General features: G+C 73.5%; 12 protein-coding genes. 9 read left to right on the forward strand and 3 right to left on the reverse strand.

Translation table 11 applies throughout. The features are described from left to right. Positions 1–57: 57 nt before the first annotated feature. Both ACSJJR_RS04880 and ACSJJR_RS04885 read left to right on the forward strand, forming a co-directional pair. Positions 58–828: a carboxymuconolactone decarboxylase family protein gene (locus ACSJJR_RS04880; RefSeq protein ID WP_435942361.1), complete on the forward strand. Its 771-nt coding sequence runs from the start codon at positions 58–60 to the stop codon at positions 826–828. A gap of 72 nt (positions 829–900) precedes the next feature. Next, on the forward strand, positions 901–3,492 hold the full coding sequence (locus ACSJJR_RS04885) for an MMPL family transporter (RefSeq protein ID WP_435942362.1): 2,592 nt from the start codon (positions 901–903) through the stop codon (positions 3,490–3,492). 28 nt (positions 3,493–3,520) lie between these two features. On the opposite strand, the gene ACSJJR_RS04890 is transcribed toward ACSJJR_RS04885, so the two are convergent. Then, complete coding sequence (locus tag ACSJJR_RS04890) at positions 3,521–3,688, reverse strand: hypothetical protein (protein ID WP_435942363.1); 168 nt, start codon at positions 3,686–3,688, stop codon at positions 3,521–3,523. 156 nt (positions 3,689–3,844) lie between these two features. Between ACSJJR_RS04890 and ACSJJR_RS04895 the strand changes: the two genes are divergently transcribed. The 4 genes from ACSJJR_RS04895 to ACSJJR_RS04910 all read left to right on the forward strand — a co-directional run bounded on the left by ACSJJR_RS04895 (position 3,845) and on the right by ACSJJR_RS04910 (position 9,539). Continuing rightward, on the forward strand, positions 3,845–4,510 hold the full coding sequence (locus tag ACSJJR_RS04895; protein ID WP_435942364.1) for a methylated-DNA--[protein]-cysteine S-methyltransferase: 666 nt from the start codon (positions 3,845–3,847) through the stop codon (positions 4,508–4,510). Further along, positions 4,507–5,343 carry an alpha/beta hydrolase family protein gene (locus ACSJJR_RS04900; protein ID WP_435942365.1) on the forward strand — a complete coding sequence of 279 codons (837 nt, stop codon included), beginning with the start codon at positions 4,507–4,509 and terminating at the stop codon, positions 5,341–5,343. Before ACSJJR_RS04895 ends, ACSJJR_RS04900 begins: the two co-directional genes overlap by 4 nt. Before the next feature lie 98 nt (positions 5,344–5,441). Continuing rightward, positions 5,442–8,834 (forward strand): ABC transporter ATP-binding protein/permease, encoded by a 3,393-nt coding sequence (locus ACSJJR_RS04905; protein WP_435942366.1) that lies wholly within the window; start codon positions 5,442–5,444, stop codon positions 8,832–8,834. 108 nt (positions 8,835–8,942) lie between these two features. Next, the gene (locus tag ACSJJR_RS04910) at positions 8,943–9,539 is read left to right on the forward strand and encodes a DJ-1 family glyoxalase III (RefSeq protein WP_435942367.1); all 597 of its coding nucleotides are present in this window, start codon (positions 8,943–8,945) and stop codon (positions 9,537–9,539) included. 79 nt (positions 9,540–9,618) lie between these two features. Here the strand turns inward: ACSJJR_RS04910 and ACSJJR_RS04915 are convergent, their stop codons facing one another. Then, positions 9,619–10,047, reverse strand: coding sequence for a hypothetical protein (locus ACSJJR_RS04915; RefSeq protein ID WP_435942368.1), 429 nt, complete (start codon positions 10,045–10,047; stop codon positions 9,619–9,621). A 43-nt stretch (positions 10,048–10,090) separates the two neighbouring features. Continuing rightward, positions 10,091–12,055, reverse strand: a complete 1,965-nt coding sequence (locus tag ACSJJR_RS04920; RefSeq protein WP_435942369.1) for a PspC domain-containing protein — start codon at positions 12,053–12,055, stop codon at positions 10,091–10,093. A gap of 114 nt (positions 12,056–12,169) precedes the next feature. Between ACSJJR_RS04920 and ACSJJR_RS04925 the strand changes: the two genes are divergently transcribed. The 3 genes from ACSJJR_RS04925 to ACSJJR_RS04935 are packed head-to-tail and all read left to right on the forward strand — an operon-like array spanning position 12,170 to position 15,544. Next, positions 12,170–13,555 (forward strand): PspC domain-containing protein, encoded by a 1,386-nt coding sequence (locus tag ACSJJR_RS04925; RefSeq protein ID WP_435942370.1) that lies wholly within the window; start codon positions 12,170–12,172, stop codon positions 13,553–13,555. Continuing rightward, positions 13,552–14,253 (forward strand): LuxR C-terminal-related transcriptional regulator, encoded by a 702-nt coding sequence (locus ACSJJR_RS04930; protein ID WP_435942371.1) that lies wholly within the window; start codon positions 13,552–13,554, stop codon positions 14,251–14,253. Before ACSJJR_RS04925 ends, ACSJJR_RS04930 begins: the two co-directional genes overlap by 4 nt. 28 nt (positions 14,254–14,281) lie before the next feature. Then, on the forward strand, positions 14,282–15,544 hold the full coding sequence (locus ACSJJR_RS04935) for an exo-alpha-sialidase (RefSeq protein ID WP_435942372.1): 1,263 nt from the start codon (positions 14,282–14,284) through the stop codon (positions 15,542–15,544). Positions 15,545–15,575: the final 31 nt, after the last annotated feature.

A 15,575-nucleotide genomic window follows, 5' to 3' on the forward strand; every position in this document is an offset into this window, starting at 1 on the left:
GGGCCAGCACGGGGCCCGCTCCACCCGCACCCCACCCACCGCCGAGCTGGAGACGACATGCCCCTGACCCCCGCCGCCCGCGAGACCTTTACCCGGCTCTTCGGGGCGCAGCCTAAGCCCAGCCCCACTGACCCCGAGCTCATGGAGACCCTGCAGAACCACATCTTCGGCGAGGTCTTCTCCACCGGGGTCCTCACCGACGTCGAGCGCGAGCTCCTCACGGTCACCTGCCTGGCCTCGATGCAGACCCTGCTCCAGCTGCGCGCCCACCTGAGCGCGGCCCTGGGCGTGGGCGCCACGCCCGAGCAGCTGCGCGAGACCATCTACCAGTGCCAGCCCTACATCGGCTACCCCAAGACGCTCAACGCAGTCGCGGTGCTCAACGAGGTGCTCAGCGGACGCGGTGTCGCCCTGCCCCTGGCCCCGGCCGCCACGGTGGCCTACGAGGAGCGCGACGAGGCCGGCGCCGCGATCCAGCAGCCCCTGTACGGCGACGAGGTCGCGCAGGTCCTCGCCGGGCTTCCCGAGCCCTTCGACACCCAGGTCCCGCACCTGCTCACCGCCGTCGCCTTCGGCGAGGTCGAGTCGCGCGGGGTGCTCGACCTCGCCTTCCGCGAGCTTGTCAGCCTCGTGGCCACCGCCGCCATCGGGGCGGCTGTCCAGCTGCGGCCCCACGTGGCCGGGGCGGTGCGTGCCGGCAACACCCTCCAGAAGGTCGCCGCCGCCCTGGTCCAGGCGATGCCCTACATCGGCGGGCCCTATGCCCTCAGCGGCCTCGTCCTCGTCGCCGGCTACGAGGACGAGGCCTCCTCGGAGGCCTACCGCTGAGCGACCGGGCCCGGCCCGGCAGGCCTGGGCATACCCTGGAGCTCAGTGCCGGTACTGCCCTCAGGAGGCCCCGTGCTCGCCAAGCTCGCCTCACTCGTCGTCGACCACCGCCGCGTCGTTGTCGCCCTCCTCGCGCTCCTCACGGTGGCGACCGCCCTGCTCATCCCACGCGTCGACGTCATCACCGACCATCGCGAGTTCCTGCCCGACGACTCCCAGATGCGCGTGGGCATGCGGGTGATGGAGTCCGAGTGGGGTGCGCAGCAGGAGACGGCGAGCGTGCGCGTCATGGTCACCGGCCCCGCCACCGAGGCGCAGCGGGCGGCCGTCGCCGGGCGGTTGGCCGCCATCGACGGTGTGAGCGCTGTTGACACCGCCGAGGACGGGTACCACGTGGCCCAGGTGGGCGGGGACACCGCCTGCCTCTACGTCCTGAGCATTGACGGCGGTTACGACTCCGAGGCCTACACCCGGGTCACCGACGCCCTCGACGCCCAGGCGTCCTCCGGCCTCGTGTGGAGCACGGACAACCCCTCCAACGCCTCCGAGGTTCCCTTGTGGGTCCTCGTGGCGGCCGTCGCCATGGCTGTCGTCATCCTCATGCTCATGTGCGCCTCCTGGATCGAGCCGCTGCTCTTCCTCCTGACCGTCGGGGTCGCCGTCGTCATCAACATGGGCACCAACGTCATCCAGGGCCAGGTCTCGGACGTCTCCCACTCCATCGCCGGCATACTGCAGATGGTGCTGTCGATGGACTACTCGATCATCCTGGCCAACCGCTACCGCCAGGAGCGCCAGGCACAGCGGCAGGCGGGAACCGACGCCGAGGCGGGCGCCACCGCCGCCGCGATGAGGACGGCCCTGGCCAAGGCCTTCGCCGTCGTCTCCTCCGCCTCGCTGACGACCTTCGCCGGCCTGCTCATGCTCACCCTCATGAGCTTCCGAGTCGGCGCGGACCTCGGGATCGTGCTCGCCAAGGGCGTGCTCATCTCCCTGCTGTGCGTCCTGACCCTCCTGCCGGCGCTGCTCATCTGGTGCGACGGCCTCATCACCCGCACCGCCAAGCCCTTCCTCGAGCCCCACCTGGGCGGCCTGGCCCGCGCCGAGCACCGGGGCCGCTGGGGGGTCGTCGCCGTCTTCGTCGTCCTGCTCGCCGGCGCCGGCCTCGCCCAGGGGCAGGTCACCACCTCCTACACGCTCGGGCGCGACGACGCCGTCGCCGAGGTCTTCGCCAAGGACAACCAGGTGGTCCTCGTCTACTCCAACGAGGACGAGGACGCCGCCACGGCCCTCGGCCAGCAGCTCGCCGCCGAGGCCCGGGTCCGCTCCGTCCAGGGCTACGGCACCACCCTCGGTGCCCCGCTCACCGTCGAGCAGATGCATGCCTCCCTCGCCTCCCGGGCGCGTCCCGACGGCGTCCCCTCCCTGGACCAGCAGTCCCTCGCCCTCATCTACTACCGCTACCACGGCGGTGAGGCCGGCACGATGAGCGTGACGCAGCTCGCCGCCTACGCCGACCAGCTGCAGGCCGCTCAGGCCGGGGGACAGGGGACGTCCCCTACGCTCGACGAGGACCAGGCCGCCGCCCTGGCCGGGCTCTCCCAGCTCGACGACGCCGCGGCCGCCGGGCTCATCGACCCCGACCTGCTCACGGCCGGGCTCACCCCCGAGGAGATGGCCGCCGCCCTCACCCGGATCCAGGTCGCCCAGGCGCAGGCGGCCGCCGCCGGACAGGGAGTGGTCCTGGACGAGGCGGCCGCTGCGGCCGTGGCCGGGCCGGGCGTGGACGCCGCCACCCTGGAGGCGCTCTACCTCCACCGGGCGGCTGCCACCGCCGTGGAGGAGGGGTGGACGATGAGCACGGACGCGCTGCTCACCTACGTCACCTCCACCGTGCTCACGGACCCCGTCTACGCCGGGCACGTGAGCCAGGAGCAGGTCACCGCGCTCGCCCAGGCCAGCGCCGAGGCGGACCGCGCCCGTGCCGCGCTCGTCGGGCGGTCCCACTCCCGCATGGTCATCACCACCGGCCTGCCGGAGGAGAGCCCTGAGACGACGGCCTTTATCGAGGAGCTCAGCTCGCGTGCCGACCAGGCCCTGGACGGCGGTCACTGGAGCGTCGGCCCCTCCGTCATGGTGTGGCAGATGCAGTCTGGCTTCGCCTCGGAGAACCTGCGCATCAGCCTGCTGACGGCGCTGGCGGTCTTCGTCATCGTCGCCCTGACCTTCCGCTCACTCGTGGTGCCGGCGGTCCTCGTCCTGCTCGTCGAGTGCGGTGTGCTCGTGACCGTGGCCGCCTCGGGCCTCGTGGCTGGCTCCATGTACTACCTGGCGATGCTCGTCGTGCAGTGCATCCTCATGGGGGCCACCATCGACTACGCCATCGTCCTGACCACCTACTACCGTCAGCACCGGCGCACCGAGGGCGTCGTCGCCTCCCTCGCGGGCGCCTACGACGGTGCCATCCACACGGTGCTCACCAGCGGTCTCATCATGGTCCTCGTGACCGGCGCGCTCGGGTGGCTCTTCGAGAACCCGGCCGTCGGCCAGATCTGCCAGACGATCTCCGTCGGCGCGCTCAGCGCCGTCCTGCTCATCCTCCTCGTCCTGCCGGCCCTGCTGGCCGTGGGCGACCGGTGGGTCGCGCCGGCCCGCCAGGGCTGAGGCGGGCGGCGCGAGGGCAACGGCCGGCTCAGACCTCGAGGACGGCCTGCTCAGCAGCGACGTCGATCTGGAAGTCCGGGTAGAGGTCGTAGAGGTAGCGCACCTGGGCACCGGCGGCCTCGGCGCTGGCAGCCAGGGCGGCGTTGACGCGCGAGGCCTGACGGTGCGGGTGGAAGACGAGGACGGTGGGGGACATGGTTCTCCAGGGCGCGGGGACGGCGGTGACGGCCGGGCCCATTATCCGCCGACGGCCCCGGCCTGCGTCCCGAGGCCCCGCCACCGGTCGTGGCACGTGGGGACCGTCCAGTAGCATCGGCCAGGGACCGCCCCGCACCGCCAGGAGGGAGCACCTGTGCCGCGCACCGTCACCGTCTCCTACGACTCGCCCCTGGGTCCCATGACGCTGGCCGCCGTGGCGGGACCGCAGCGTGCCGAGGGGGTCCTGACCGGCTGCTGGTTCGATGGCCAGCGCCATGACCGGGCCGGTCTGGGCACCGACGCCCGAGCCCTCGGCGGGCCCGACGCCGCCCAGGGGCCTCAGGCGGCCCGATCCGGAGGCGGTGCTCATGGTGCGCCCGGCACAGGCGGTGCTGCCGACGGCGGTGCCTGGGCGGTCCTGGCCCAGGCACTCGCCTGGCTTGACGCCTACTTCGCCGGACGCGACCCCGGCCCCCGCCCGGCGCTCGCCGCCCCCGGCACGCGCTTCCAGCACCTCGTGTGGGACGAGCTGCTCACCCTCCCCCGGGGCAGCACCCGCACCTACGGCGGGCTGGCGCGGGACCTCGAGGCCCGCACCGGCCGGCGGTGCGCCGCCCGGGCCGTGGGCGGCGCCGTCGCCCGCAACCCGGTGAGCGTCATCGTCCCCTGCCACCGCGTCCTCGGGGCCGACGGCTCCCTCACCGGCTACGCCGGCGGCAGTGAGCGCAAGGCCTGGCTGCTGCGCCTGGAGGGCGTCGCTCTCCCCGTGGACGGGCGCCTGGCCGGCCCGGTCGCGGTGGGCGGGGAGCACCACGGGTGAGCGCGAGCAGCAGCACCGGTGAGCGGGGCGGTGCCATGGGCGAGGTCGTGAGCACGACGGTGCGCGTGAGCGTGAGCGCCGGCGCCCGGGACGGGGCCGGCACCGGGCTCGAGGCCTACGTCCACCGCCCCGCCGGGGCCAGCGGGGTGGGCCGGCCCCTGGCCATCTGCCTGCACGGCATGAACGAGTCGGGCCTGCGCACCGCGCCGCTCGCGCGTCGGCTCGCGCAGGCGGGCTTCGTCGCCGTCGCCCCCACCCTGCGCTGTGGCGGGGGAGCGGCAGCCGGGCCGACGACCTCGCTCAGCCCCCTCACCCAGCTCGCCGACGTCGCCGCGCTGCGCGCCGCCGCGGTCGGCTGGCCCGGTGTGGACGCCTCGCGCACCGTCCTCATGGGCCGCAGCCAGGGAGGACTCATCGCCGTGCTCGCCGCCGCCCAGGCCCCCGCGGGCGTCGCCGCCCTGGCCCTGTGGTACCCGGCGCTGCGCGCCCCTGAGCACGTGCGCACACGCTTCGGCAGCCGGGCGGCGGTCCCCGAGCGCTTCACCACCCGCGTGGAGGGCGTGGACGTGGTGCTCGCAGGCCGCTACGCCCTCGACTCCTGGGACCTCGACCCTCAGGCGGCGCTGCGTCGGCTCAGGGCTCCCGTCCTGCTCGTCCACGGTGAGCAGGACCGCACCGTGCCCCTTGCCGTCTCCGAGGAGGCCGCCGCCCTGCTGCCCGACGCGCGGCTGGAGCGCGTGAGCGGCGCCGCGCACGGCTTCGAGGGGGCGCGGCTGGAGTCCGCGCTCACGGCCACCACGGACTTCCTGTCCTGGGCAGCCCTGGGGGACTGACCCCGCCGCGTCCGCTGTGGGCGGAGCGCGGGGGTCACCTGGCCTCCCGCACCCGTAGGCTGGGGACCAGCTTTATTGACCACTGCGGAAGAAGCACCGTGCTCGAGCTGCGCTCCGTCACCAAGGCCTACCGCACGGCCTCCCTCACGCAGACGGCCCTTGACGGCGTCACCCTCGCCTTCCGGGACAACGAGTTCGTGGCGGTCCTGGGACAGTCTGGCTCCGGCAAGACGACGATGCTCAACGTCATCGGCGGGCTCGACCACTTCGACTCGGGCGACCTCGTCATTGACGGCGTGTCCACCCACGACTACAAGGACCGTGACTGGGACACCTACCGCAACAACCGCATCGGCTTGGTCTTCCAGTCCTACAACCTCATCCCCCACCAGAGCGTCCTGGCCAACGTCGAGCTGGCCCTGACCCTCTCCGGTGTCCGGCGCGGCGAGCGCCGCCGTCGGGCCCTCGAGGCTCTCGAGCGGGTGGGGCTGGCCGAGCACGTCCACAAGCGGCCCAACCAGCTCTCCGGCGGGCAGATGCAACGCGTCGCCATCGCCCGGGCCCTCATCAACGACCCCGAGATCCTGCTGGCCGACGAGCCCACCGGGGCCCTCGACTCCGCCACCAGCGTCCAGGTCATGGACCTGCTGCGCGAGGTCGCCTCGGACCGCCTGGTCATCATGGTCACCCACAACCCTGAGCTCGCCCACGAGTACGCCACCCGCATCGTCGAGCTCGCGGACGGGCGGGTGCGCTCCGACTCGCGCCCCCTGGACCCCGCCACCGAGCCGCTGCGTGCCGCCAAGGAACCGCGCCGCACCCGCATGGGTCCCCTCACCGCCCTCGCCCTGTCCTTCGACAACCTCATGACGAAGAAGGGCCGCACCCTCATGACCTCCTTCGCGGGGTCCATCGGCATCATCGGCATCGCGATGATCCTCGCGCTGGCCAACGGCGTCAACGCCTACATCGCCCGCACCGAGGAGGAGACCCTGTCCTCCTACCCCCTGAGCATCCAGGTCACCGGCTTCGACATGACCTCCGTGCTCACCACGGGCGCTGACGATGACGCCGCCGCACAGGGCACCATCCTCACGCGGCCCGGCTTCACCGCCACCATGGACTCCCAGAGCTCCAACGACCTCACCTCCCTCAAGGCCTTCCTCGAGCGCGACGGCGGGAGGATCAGCGCCCACACGAGGGCCATCGAGTACGCCTACAACACGACCCCTCAGATCTACCGGACGGACACCTCGGACGACGTCGTCCAGCTCCACCCCGAGCAGGCCTTCGCCCGCATGAGCCAGGCCATGGGAAGCGGCAGCATGTTCTCCTCCCTGGTGAACGTGGACGCCTTCCACCAGCTGCCTGTCGTCTCCGGCCTGTACGAGAGCAGCTACGACGTCGTCTCCGGCCACTGGCCCCAGGCGGCCGATGAGCTCGTCCTTGTGCTGCCCGGGTCCGGGCGGATGGATGACCTGCTCGAGTACACCCTGGGCCTGAGGGACCACGCCGAGCTCGACGCGCTCATGGAGCGCTACGCCGCCGGCGAGGCCCCCGAGGACGTTGAGGGCCTGGCTGAGGTGCGCAGCTACACCTACGCGGACGTCATCGGCCGCAGCTTCTCCCGTGTGGCCGCCAGCGACCGCTACACCTACGACGAGACCTACCGGGTGTGGACCGACCACTCCGAGGACACCGGTGTCATGCGCGGGCTCGTCGCCGAGGGCCAGCGCCTGACGGTCGTCGGCGTCGTGCGCGCCAATGACGACTCGGCGCTGCTGGGTCAGGGCCTGTACTACACCCCCGCCCTCACCCAGCAGGTCATCCAGGAGGCGGCCGCCTCCCGGATCGTGCAGGACCAGGTCGCGCGTCCGGGCACCGACGTCTTCACCGGCCGCACCTTCGAGGACCTCGCCTCCGGTGAGGGCGCCACCTCCTTCGACATGTCCTCCCTGTTCACCATCGACGGCTCCGCCCTCCAGGCCGCCTTCACGATCGACCCCAACGCCTTCCAGCTCGAGCTCTCCGGGCTCGACATGTCGGGTGTGGGGCCCGCCTCGCTCGACCTGCCCTCCTTGGACATGTCGGGCATCGACCTGTCCGCCCTCGACACCTCCAGCGTGGGCGCGGTGGACATGAGCGGCGTGGACCTGTCCAGCCTGGACCTCACCGACATCTCGGCGCGCTACCCGCAGCTGGCGGAGGTTGACTACCAGGCGGTCATCACCCAGGCACTGGGTGCCGACGGCGTCATCCGGCCCGACGCCGCACAGCAGATGGCCACCGCTGCCATCACCGTCACCGACGGGCTGCTGCGCTGGGTCCAGGACCAGGTGCAGGCCGACATCGCCGACCCCTCGACCCCCGACCGCAGCGTCTGGGAGCTCGTCACCACCTACCTGGCGATGCCCGCCGACCCCTCCCGGCCGGACGGACCGGACAACGCCCAGCCCCTGCGTGACGCGGCCGCGGCCTCCATCGACTCCGCCCTGCTCACCGAGCGGCTGCTGGGCGCGCTGGGGCAGGACCCGGCCATGTCCGCCGTCGCCACGGACGTGTCCCAGCGGGCCGCCACGGCCATCGGGACCCAGATCGCCTCCCAGCTGGGCAGCCGGCTGTCGGGCGCCGTCGGGGACCTGCTGTCGAGCCGCCTGACGGCGACGGTGACCACGGCGATGAGCCAGATGATGACCTCGGTCCAGACGGCCCTGAGCACCCAGATCGACAAGGCCATGGAGCAGCTGGCCACCTCCATGTCCTCGGCCATGAGCATCGACGAGCAGGCCTTCGCCGCGGCGTTCCGGCCGAGCATGGACGAGCAGGACCTCGCCGCCCTCATGTCCACGCTCATGACGAGGACGGTGCCCACCTATGAGGGCAACCTGGCCTCCCTGGGCTGGGCGGACCTCGACTCACCCAGCCGGATCGACATCTACCCCGCGTCCTTCGAGGACAAGGACGCGGTCAAGACCATCCTCGAGGACTACAACCGCGACGCCGTGGCCGCCGGCCAGGAGGAGCGCGTCATCACCTACTCGGACCTCGTGGGCACCCTCATGAGCTCGGTGACACGCATCGTCAACGTCATCTCCTGGATGCTCATCGCCTTCGTCGCCATCTCCCTCGTGGTCTCGAGCATCATGATCGCGATCATCACGTATATCTCCGTCCTGGAGCGCAAGAAGGAGATCGGCGTGCTGCGGGCGATCGGAGCCTCGCGCTCGGACGTGCGCCACGTGTTCAACGCCGAGACGGTCATCGAGGGGCTGCTGGCGGGCCTGCTGGGCGTGGGGGTGACGGTGGCGGCGTCGGTCCCGGCCAACGCCCTGGTGGAGGCGCGCTTCGGGGTCTACCCGATCGCCCACCTGCCGGTGACCGCCGGGGTGGTGCTCGTGCTCATCTCCGTGGGCCTGACCGTGCTTGCCGGGCTCATCCCCTCGGGCAGGGCGGCCCGTGAGGACCCGGTGGAGGCTCTGCGCAGCGAGTAGCGGTGGCGCTGTGACTGGCTCTGCCCGACGCCGCTGCGACGGCTGGCTCTGCCCGCCTCCGTGGACCGAGGGCTACGATCGAGGCCGTCGCCACCGCCAGGAGGAAGCATGCCCACGCCCGACGCCCTCGCCACTGACCAGACGGTCGCCGTCCTCGTCGCCCCGGGTCTGGAGGAGGTCGAGGCGCTGGCCGTCGTGGACGTCCTGTACCGGGCCGGTGTGCGCACGGACCTGGTGGCCGTGGGCGGCTCGCTGGAGGTGACGAGCTCGCACCGCGTCACCTTCCTCGCCGACGTGCTGCTGGAGGACGTGGACCTGGCGGCCTATGACCTCGTGATGCTGCCCGGTGGGATCCCGGGCACCCCGAACCTGCGCGCCTCGCAGGCTGTGACCCGCGAGCTGCGCCGGCGCCTGGAGGCCGGGGAGCCGCTGGCAGCCATCTGCGCCGCCCCGTCGGTGCCGGCAGAGCTGGGCCTGCTGCGCGGGCGCCGAGCGACGGCGAACCCGGGATTCATGCACGTGCTGGCTGAGCAGGGTGTCGAGGTCAGTGAGGAGGGTGTCGTGGTGGACGGCAACCTCATCACCAGCCGGGGCATGGCGACGGCGACGGACCTCGGCCTGGCGCTCGTCGAGCACCTGCTCGGCGCCGCTGCCGCCGAGCGCGTGCGCACCGCCATCGTCTACGGCTCGCGCCAGGGGCAGTGACCGGGCAGTGAGCAGACACGGGGCCGTCCTCACCACTGGCGAGGACGGCCCCGTGCTGGCCGTGGCCGGTGGGCGGGGCTCAGTCCCGTGGGGAGCCTGAGCCCCCACGCTGGGGCAGCAGCGCCAGCACGAGCAGGAGCACCCCGAGCGCTCCGAGAACGATGATGCCGGCGGTGGCGAGGTTGATGTGCGCGCCCAGGGCGATGAGCAGGGTGATGAGCCCGGTGCTCACGAGCGCCACTCCCCAGCTGAGCGTCCACGGCCGTGCCACGCGCGGGGTCTGCGGCGTGGGCGCGCTGGAGGCAGACCACACGCCATCGACCACATGTGCGCTCGGCGCGGGGCGCGTGAAGGCAGCCGTGGCCTCGGTGGGCCCGGTCTGCGCGGCCCTCAGGCGCTGGCCAAGGGGCTCGGCGGGAGCGGCCGGTGCCTCGGTGGGCTCGGTGACCGGGAGGGCCTCGGTGGGCTCAGTGGGCTCGGTGGGTGAGGAGGTGGGTGTGGTGCTCATGCTTGTGTCTCCTGTCAGCGTCGTCCGGCGTCGTTGCGTGTGGTCACGGGGTGGTGGTCGCCTCCGCCGGGGTGGCGGTGGGCGTCGGGGTGGCGGGCGGAGCCTGCTGGCCGGCGTCGTGCGGCAGCTGTCTCCTGTGCTCCTCGATCTTCCTCAGGACGCAGGCGTCAACCTGGGCGCGCACCGCCTGCGGCATGTCACCGAGGTTCTCAGGACCCCACCCCCACAGGGGCTCGTCCTGCTCGACGAGGTCGTCGGCACGCTCGTCGGCAATCTGCCCGGTGCACTGCGACACGTCATCGGAGGACACGGCGGGGAAGGTCATGCCGGGCACGGGCAGCTCGCTGCCGTCGTGCTCGCCTCCCTCCGGCTCGCGCCAGGAGTCGATGACCCAGTAGGAGTCGTACACCCAGCCGGACCAGGTGACCTCGTTGTGCCGCTCGGCCACCCTGACACTGCCGGCACCGACGCGGGCACGGACCTGGACGCCCTCGGCCGTGCCGCCGGCCTGGGCGGCGGGGGAGGACATTGACGCGCGCACCTCGAGGCCGTCGGCGTGCAGGCGGGTCTCCACCAGGCGCTGGCCGTCCACGAGGTGGCCAGGTGCCCAGGCGTAGCCCTTGTGCTGCTGCTCAACACCGGTGGACTGCCACGCCTCGGCGAGGTCGCCACTGACCTCTCCGGCCCCGACCTGGGCGTTGACCGTCACGGCCTGCCCCTGGTGGGTGCGCACCACCACCTCGCCGGCGCCGACGGACACACCGATGGTGGCCCCTCGGGCCGCCTGGGCGGACAGACCGGTGAGGTCGATGGTGACGCTGCCGACTCCGTAGCCTCCCAGGTCGAGGTGCCCGCCCGAGCCTGCGACCATGGCGTCGGTGACGACGACGCTGACCGCGTGGTGGGGTACGGGCCCGTTGAGGGCGCCGACGGAGCCGATGACGGAGCCGACGGCGAGGGACGGCACGGTGGCCATGAGGGTCATGAAACCGAACACGGACATCCACCCCCCGCGTCGTCCGAGGAAGGCGCTGATGACGACGCCGGCGCCGAGGACGCTCGTGAGCACCCCTGCGCAGGCGACGAGCGCGCTCAGGGGACCCAGGCGCCCGGAGGTGGTGGCCCAGCCAACAGCGGCCAGGGAGAACATCACGAGAGCCAGGACCAGCAGGCTCAGGGTCCGGCCGGGGCCGGGCACCCGCTGCCGAGGCGGGGCGGGGGCCTGCCAGACGGGCGCGGCCGCGGTCGAGGCGGCCACGGGCGTCGTGGGCGCGGTGAAGGTGGCGCCAGCGTGCGCAGCGCCCGCAGTGCCCTCCGGGGTGCCGGCGTGCGGTGCCTGCGGTGCCGCGTGCGCCTCACCCGGCTGCGGTGCCTGAGGTGCCTGGTGCCGCCTCGTCAGCGCCCACAGCACGAGCACGATGATCCCGGTCCACAACACCGTGGTGGACAACCCGCTGTAGGAGAAGGTGCTCCAGCCTTGGAAGGTCCCGACGGGGAACAGGCCGCGCCCGCCCAGGCCGCAACCGGTGATGAAGGCGACGACCGCGCCGGCGAGCCCGGCACTGATGTCACCGCTGGCCACCTGCTCGAGGTGGATCCGGCCGTCGTGCTCCTCAGGCAGGAGTGCCCAGGCCAGGCCGTAGAGCACGAGGCCCAGGCCGGAGAACATCATGAGCACGACCCACACGCAGCGCACGAGCACCGGGTCGAGGTCCAGGCGCCGGGCGAGCCCGCCGGCTACGCCTGCGACCCACCGCTCCTGTGAGCGGAACAGGCCGGTGCGGCGCACCGAGGCGAAGAAGGACCGCAGCGGGCCCCTTCTGACCGAGGGGCCGTCGGCGTCCGGGGGGTACGGGCCCCTGTGCTGGTAGCCGGCACCGCCCTGGTGCTGCTGGTACGGCGCCTGGTACGACGTCTGGAACGGCCGCTGGTACGAGCCGGGCTGTGCGGGACCGGGCTGTGCGGGAGCATCGTCCTGCCCGGGGGTGGGGAGCGAGGTGGTGTCCATGTCCCCATGCTCACGCCCGCCACCGCCCCGGGACGATGGGGGGACACCCTGAACCGTCCCTGGTCCGTCCCCGGTGACGGCGCCGTCCCCCTGAGCGCGTGACACGATAGGCCCATGAGGACAACCGCGGGACCTGTGCGTGCGCAGGGCCCTGTGGCCGCCGCCCCCGGGGCGCCGGCCACAGGAGCGCCCGGACGGCTGCCCCTGCGCCGCCCACCGCGCTACCCCGCCCCCGCGCCCCTGCTGCGCGAGCCCCGCCCGGGACGGCTCCTCGCCGGCGTGTGCGCCGGCGTGGCAGCGCACCTGGGCGCCAGCGTCGCCCTCGTGCGCGCCTGCTTCGCGCTCGCGGCCCTCGCCGGGGGCGCGGGCCTGGTCCTGTACCTGCTGCTGTGGGGGCTCGTGCCCACCGGCGACCCCTGGGCTGAGGCCGCCGGACGCGTCCCGCCCGCCCAGGCGCGTCTGGCCGCCCGGTTGCAGACCACCGGCGGCGCCAGCCGACTGAGCCCGCGCCAGGCCACCTTCCTGGGCGGCGGGGCCCTCCTTGCCGCCGCCCTGCTCGCCCTCGCCTGGCGCGACGGGCTCCTGCACCCCGGCGCCGTGCTCCTGCCCGTGCTCGTCAGCGGCGCCGGCGCAGCCCTCGTCTGGTCCCAGGTCGAGGCGGTTGTCGGCCCCGACCGCGAGCACGGCGCCGTGCTACGCCTGGCCGGCGGCGTCGTGCTCACCGCCGTCGGGATCCTCCTGTGGCTCGCCGCGGACACGCCTCCACGCGTCCTGCTCACCGGCCTGCTCACCGGCGGGGCCCTCATCCTCGGCGTCGGCCTGGTGCTCGCTCCCGTGTGGCTGTCCGCCAGCCGCGCCGTGGCCAGGGCGCGTGCCGCTGAGGCCCGTGAGGCCGAGCGGGCCGATATCGCCGCGCACCTGCACGACTCGGTCCTCCAGACCCTCACACTCATCCGTCGGCGTGCGAACGAGCCGGAGACTGTCGCCCGCCTGGCCCGCTCCCAGGAGCGTGAGCTGCGGACCTGGCTCTACACGGACCGCCCCGCCGTCGGCACCTCCGCGGCCGACGCCGTGCGCGACCTCGTGGGGGAGGTCGAGGACCGCTACGGGGTGGAGGTCGGGCTCGTCGTCGTCGGCGACCGGGCACCGGACCGCGACACCGAGGTGGTGGTCGCCGCCGCCCGTGAGGCGCTGACCAACGCGGTCAAGCACGGGGCGCCGCCCGTGAGCGTCTACGCCGAGATGAGCGGCGAGCGGCTCGAGGTCTTCGTGCGAGACCGCGGCCCCGGCTTCAGCCTTGAGGAGGCCGACGCCGTCCCGGCGGACCGTCACGGCGTGCGCGAGTCCATCGTGGGACGACTCAGACGCCACGGGGGCACCGCGACCATCCGCCGCCTGGCGGCGGGCACCGAGGTCCACCTCGACCTGCCCGCCCGCCCGGACCTCTCAGCCCTCTCGACACCCCCCTCGGTCCCGACCACCCCCTCAGGAGCAGCATGAGCGTCGCCGCCCCGTCAAGCCCGTCCCCGGCCGTCCCTGCCCGCCGCCTTCGCGTCATCGTCGTCGATGACCACGCCCTCGTGCGCGCGGGGGTCCGCGCCGAGCTCGACCTCAACGCCCCCGACCTCGAGGTCGTCGCCGAGGCTGACGACGTCGAGGGCGCCGTCGCCGCGGTCCACGCCCTCGTCCCGGACGTCGTCCTGCTGGACGTCCACCTGCCCGGAGGCAGTGGCGGGGGAGGGGCAGAGGTTGTCGCCTCCTGCCACGACGTGCCCGCCACCCGTTTCCTCGCCCTGAGCGTGTCCGACGCGAGCGAGGACGTCGTCAGCGTCATCCGGGCAGGGGCCCGTGGCTACGTCACCAAGGCGATCTCCGCCGAGGACCTCGCCCAGGCGGTGCGCCGCGTCGCCGCGGGGGACGCCGCCTTCTCCCCGCGCCTGGCCGGCTTCGTCCTCGACGCCTTCGGCTCGGGAGCCGGGGAGGTCGCCGTCGCCGACTCCGAGCTCGACCGCCTCTCCCGGCGCGAGTGCGAGGTCATGCGGCTCATTGCCCGCGGCTACACCTACAAGGAGTGCGCCAGCGAGCTGTTCATCTCCGTCAAGACGGTCGAGACCCACGTCTCCGCCGTGCTGCGCAAGCTCCAGCTGTCCAACCGCAACGAGCTCACCCGCTGGGCGGCCGCCCGCCGTATCGTCTGACAGTGCCTGACAACCTGAGGAACCGACCATGACCGAGGCCTCCGCCTCCCCCGCAGCACCAGCAGCACCCTCGGGGCCCGCCGGGCCCGGGGCCGTGACCGTCCTGACCGCCGCCGACCTGCCCACCGGGCGCTCCACGGCCGCAGCGGCCCTGCGCGTGCCGGGCATCGCGCGCCACCCGGCGAGCGGTCGTCTGCTGCTCGTCCACGACCTCAGGCCGGTGCCCGAGGCCTCCGGCGCCTGGCGCTCCAGCGGCGGCGCCCTGCCGGGGGACCTGCCCAACCCGAACTCCCTGTGGCTGCGCGTGAGCGACGACGACGGCACCACCTGGGGCGCCCCTGTGCCGCTGGCCCCGCCGGAAGCGGTCCTGCCGGGCCTTGTGGGCCTGTCCGATCCCGTCGTGCTGGCCGCACCCACCGGCACGCTGCACCTGCTTGCCGCCGCCTGCACCGACGTCGGCCTCTTCGGCGCCCACGTGCCCACACGCACCTGGCAGGCGGGCGAGGAGCCCGAGGCCGGCACCCTGCGCCTGCTGCACGCCACGAGCCGCGACGCCGGCACCACCTGGCACTGGCGCGACCTCACCGACCTGTGCCTGCCCGGCGAGGCCTTCGCCCACGGCTGCGTCCTGTTCCCCGCCTCCGGCCACGGCGCCGTCCTCGCCTCCGGCCACGGCGCCGTCCTCGCCTCGGGCCCCGGCGCCGGGCGCCTCATCGTCCCCGTCGTCGCCGCCGAGCCCCCCACGCCCACCGGTGACGTCCTCATGCGCTCACTGTGCCTGCTGTCCGACGACGACGGCGCCACCTGGCGCCTGGGCGGGCCGGTGCCCGTCGTCGCCGAGCCGGGCCGTTCCCTGGCCGGGGGCGCACGCACCAGCGGCACCGACGAGCACGCCGTCGCCGCCCTCGACGGCGCCACCGTGCTCATGAGCGCCCGCGACGCCACCTACGGCGGCACCCGCCTAAGTAGCGTGTCAGCCGACGGCGGCGCCACCTGGTGCCCCGCCCAGCGTGAGACGCAGGTGCCCGACCCCGGCTGCAACGCCGGGCTCATCGCCCTGCCTGGCGGCCGGGCGCTGCTGTCACACGCCTCCGACCCCTCCTCACGCCGCGCCGGCCGTCTGAGCCTGCGCACCGCCGAGGGGGCCTGGGTCCCCCTGGCGTCCGTCGACGAGGGCCCCTTCGGCTACTCCGACCTCGTCCTGCTGTCCGACGGCGACGTCCTGGTCGTGTGGGAGGCGCCCGCCCAGGACGGTGCCGCAGCGCTCCTGCTGCGACGGCTGAGCCTGTAGGTCGGTGCGGCCCTGGGCGCCGGCGTCGTGG

Source organism: Actinomyces sp. W5033 (assembly GCF_051303165.1).

Bases quoted from the DNA above. Each gene is read 5' to 3' on its own strand.
- ACSJJR_RS04930 (WP_435942371.1), top strand. From the start codon at position 13,552: ATGAGCGTCGCCGCCCCGTCAAGCCCGTCCCCGGCCGTCCCTGCCCGC.
- ACSJJR_RS04880 (WP_435942361.1), top strand. From the start codon at position 58: ATGCCCCTGACCCCCGCCGCCCGCGAGACCTTTACCCGGCTCTTCGGG.
- ACSJJR_RS04910 (WP_435942367.1), top strand. From the start codon at position 8,943: ATGCCCACGCCCGACGCCCTCGCCACTGACCAGACGGTCGCCGTCCTC.
- ACSJJR_RS04935 (WP_435942372.1), top strand. From the start codon at position 14,282: ATGACCGAGGCCTCCGCCTCCCCCGCAGCACCAGCAGCACCCTCGGGG.
- ACSJJR_RS04915 (WP_435942368.1), bottom strand. From the start codon at position 10,047: ATGAGCACCACACCCACCTCCTCACCCACCGAGCCCACTGAGCCCACC.
- ACSJJR_RS04920 (WP_435942369.1), bottom strand. From the start codon at position 12,055: ATGGACACCACCTCGCTCCCCACCCCCGGGCAGGACGATGCTCCCGCA.
- ACSJJR_RS04925 (WP_435942370.1), top strand. From the start codon at position 12,170: ATGAGGACAACCGCGGGACCTGTGCGTGCGCAGGGCCCTGTGGCCGCC.
- ACSJJR_RS04890 (WP_435942363.1), bottom strand. From the start codon at position 3,688: ATGTCCCCCACCGTCCTCGTCTTCCACCCGCACCGTCAGGCCTCGCGC.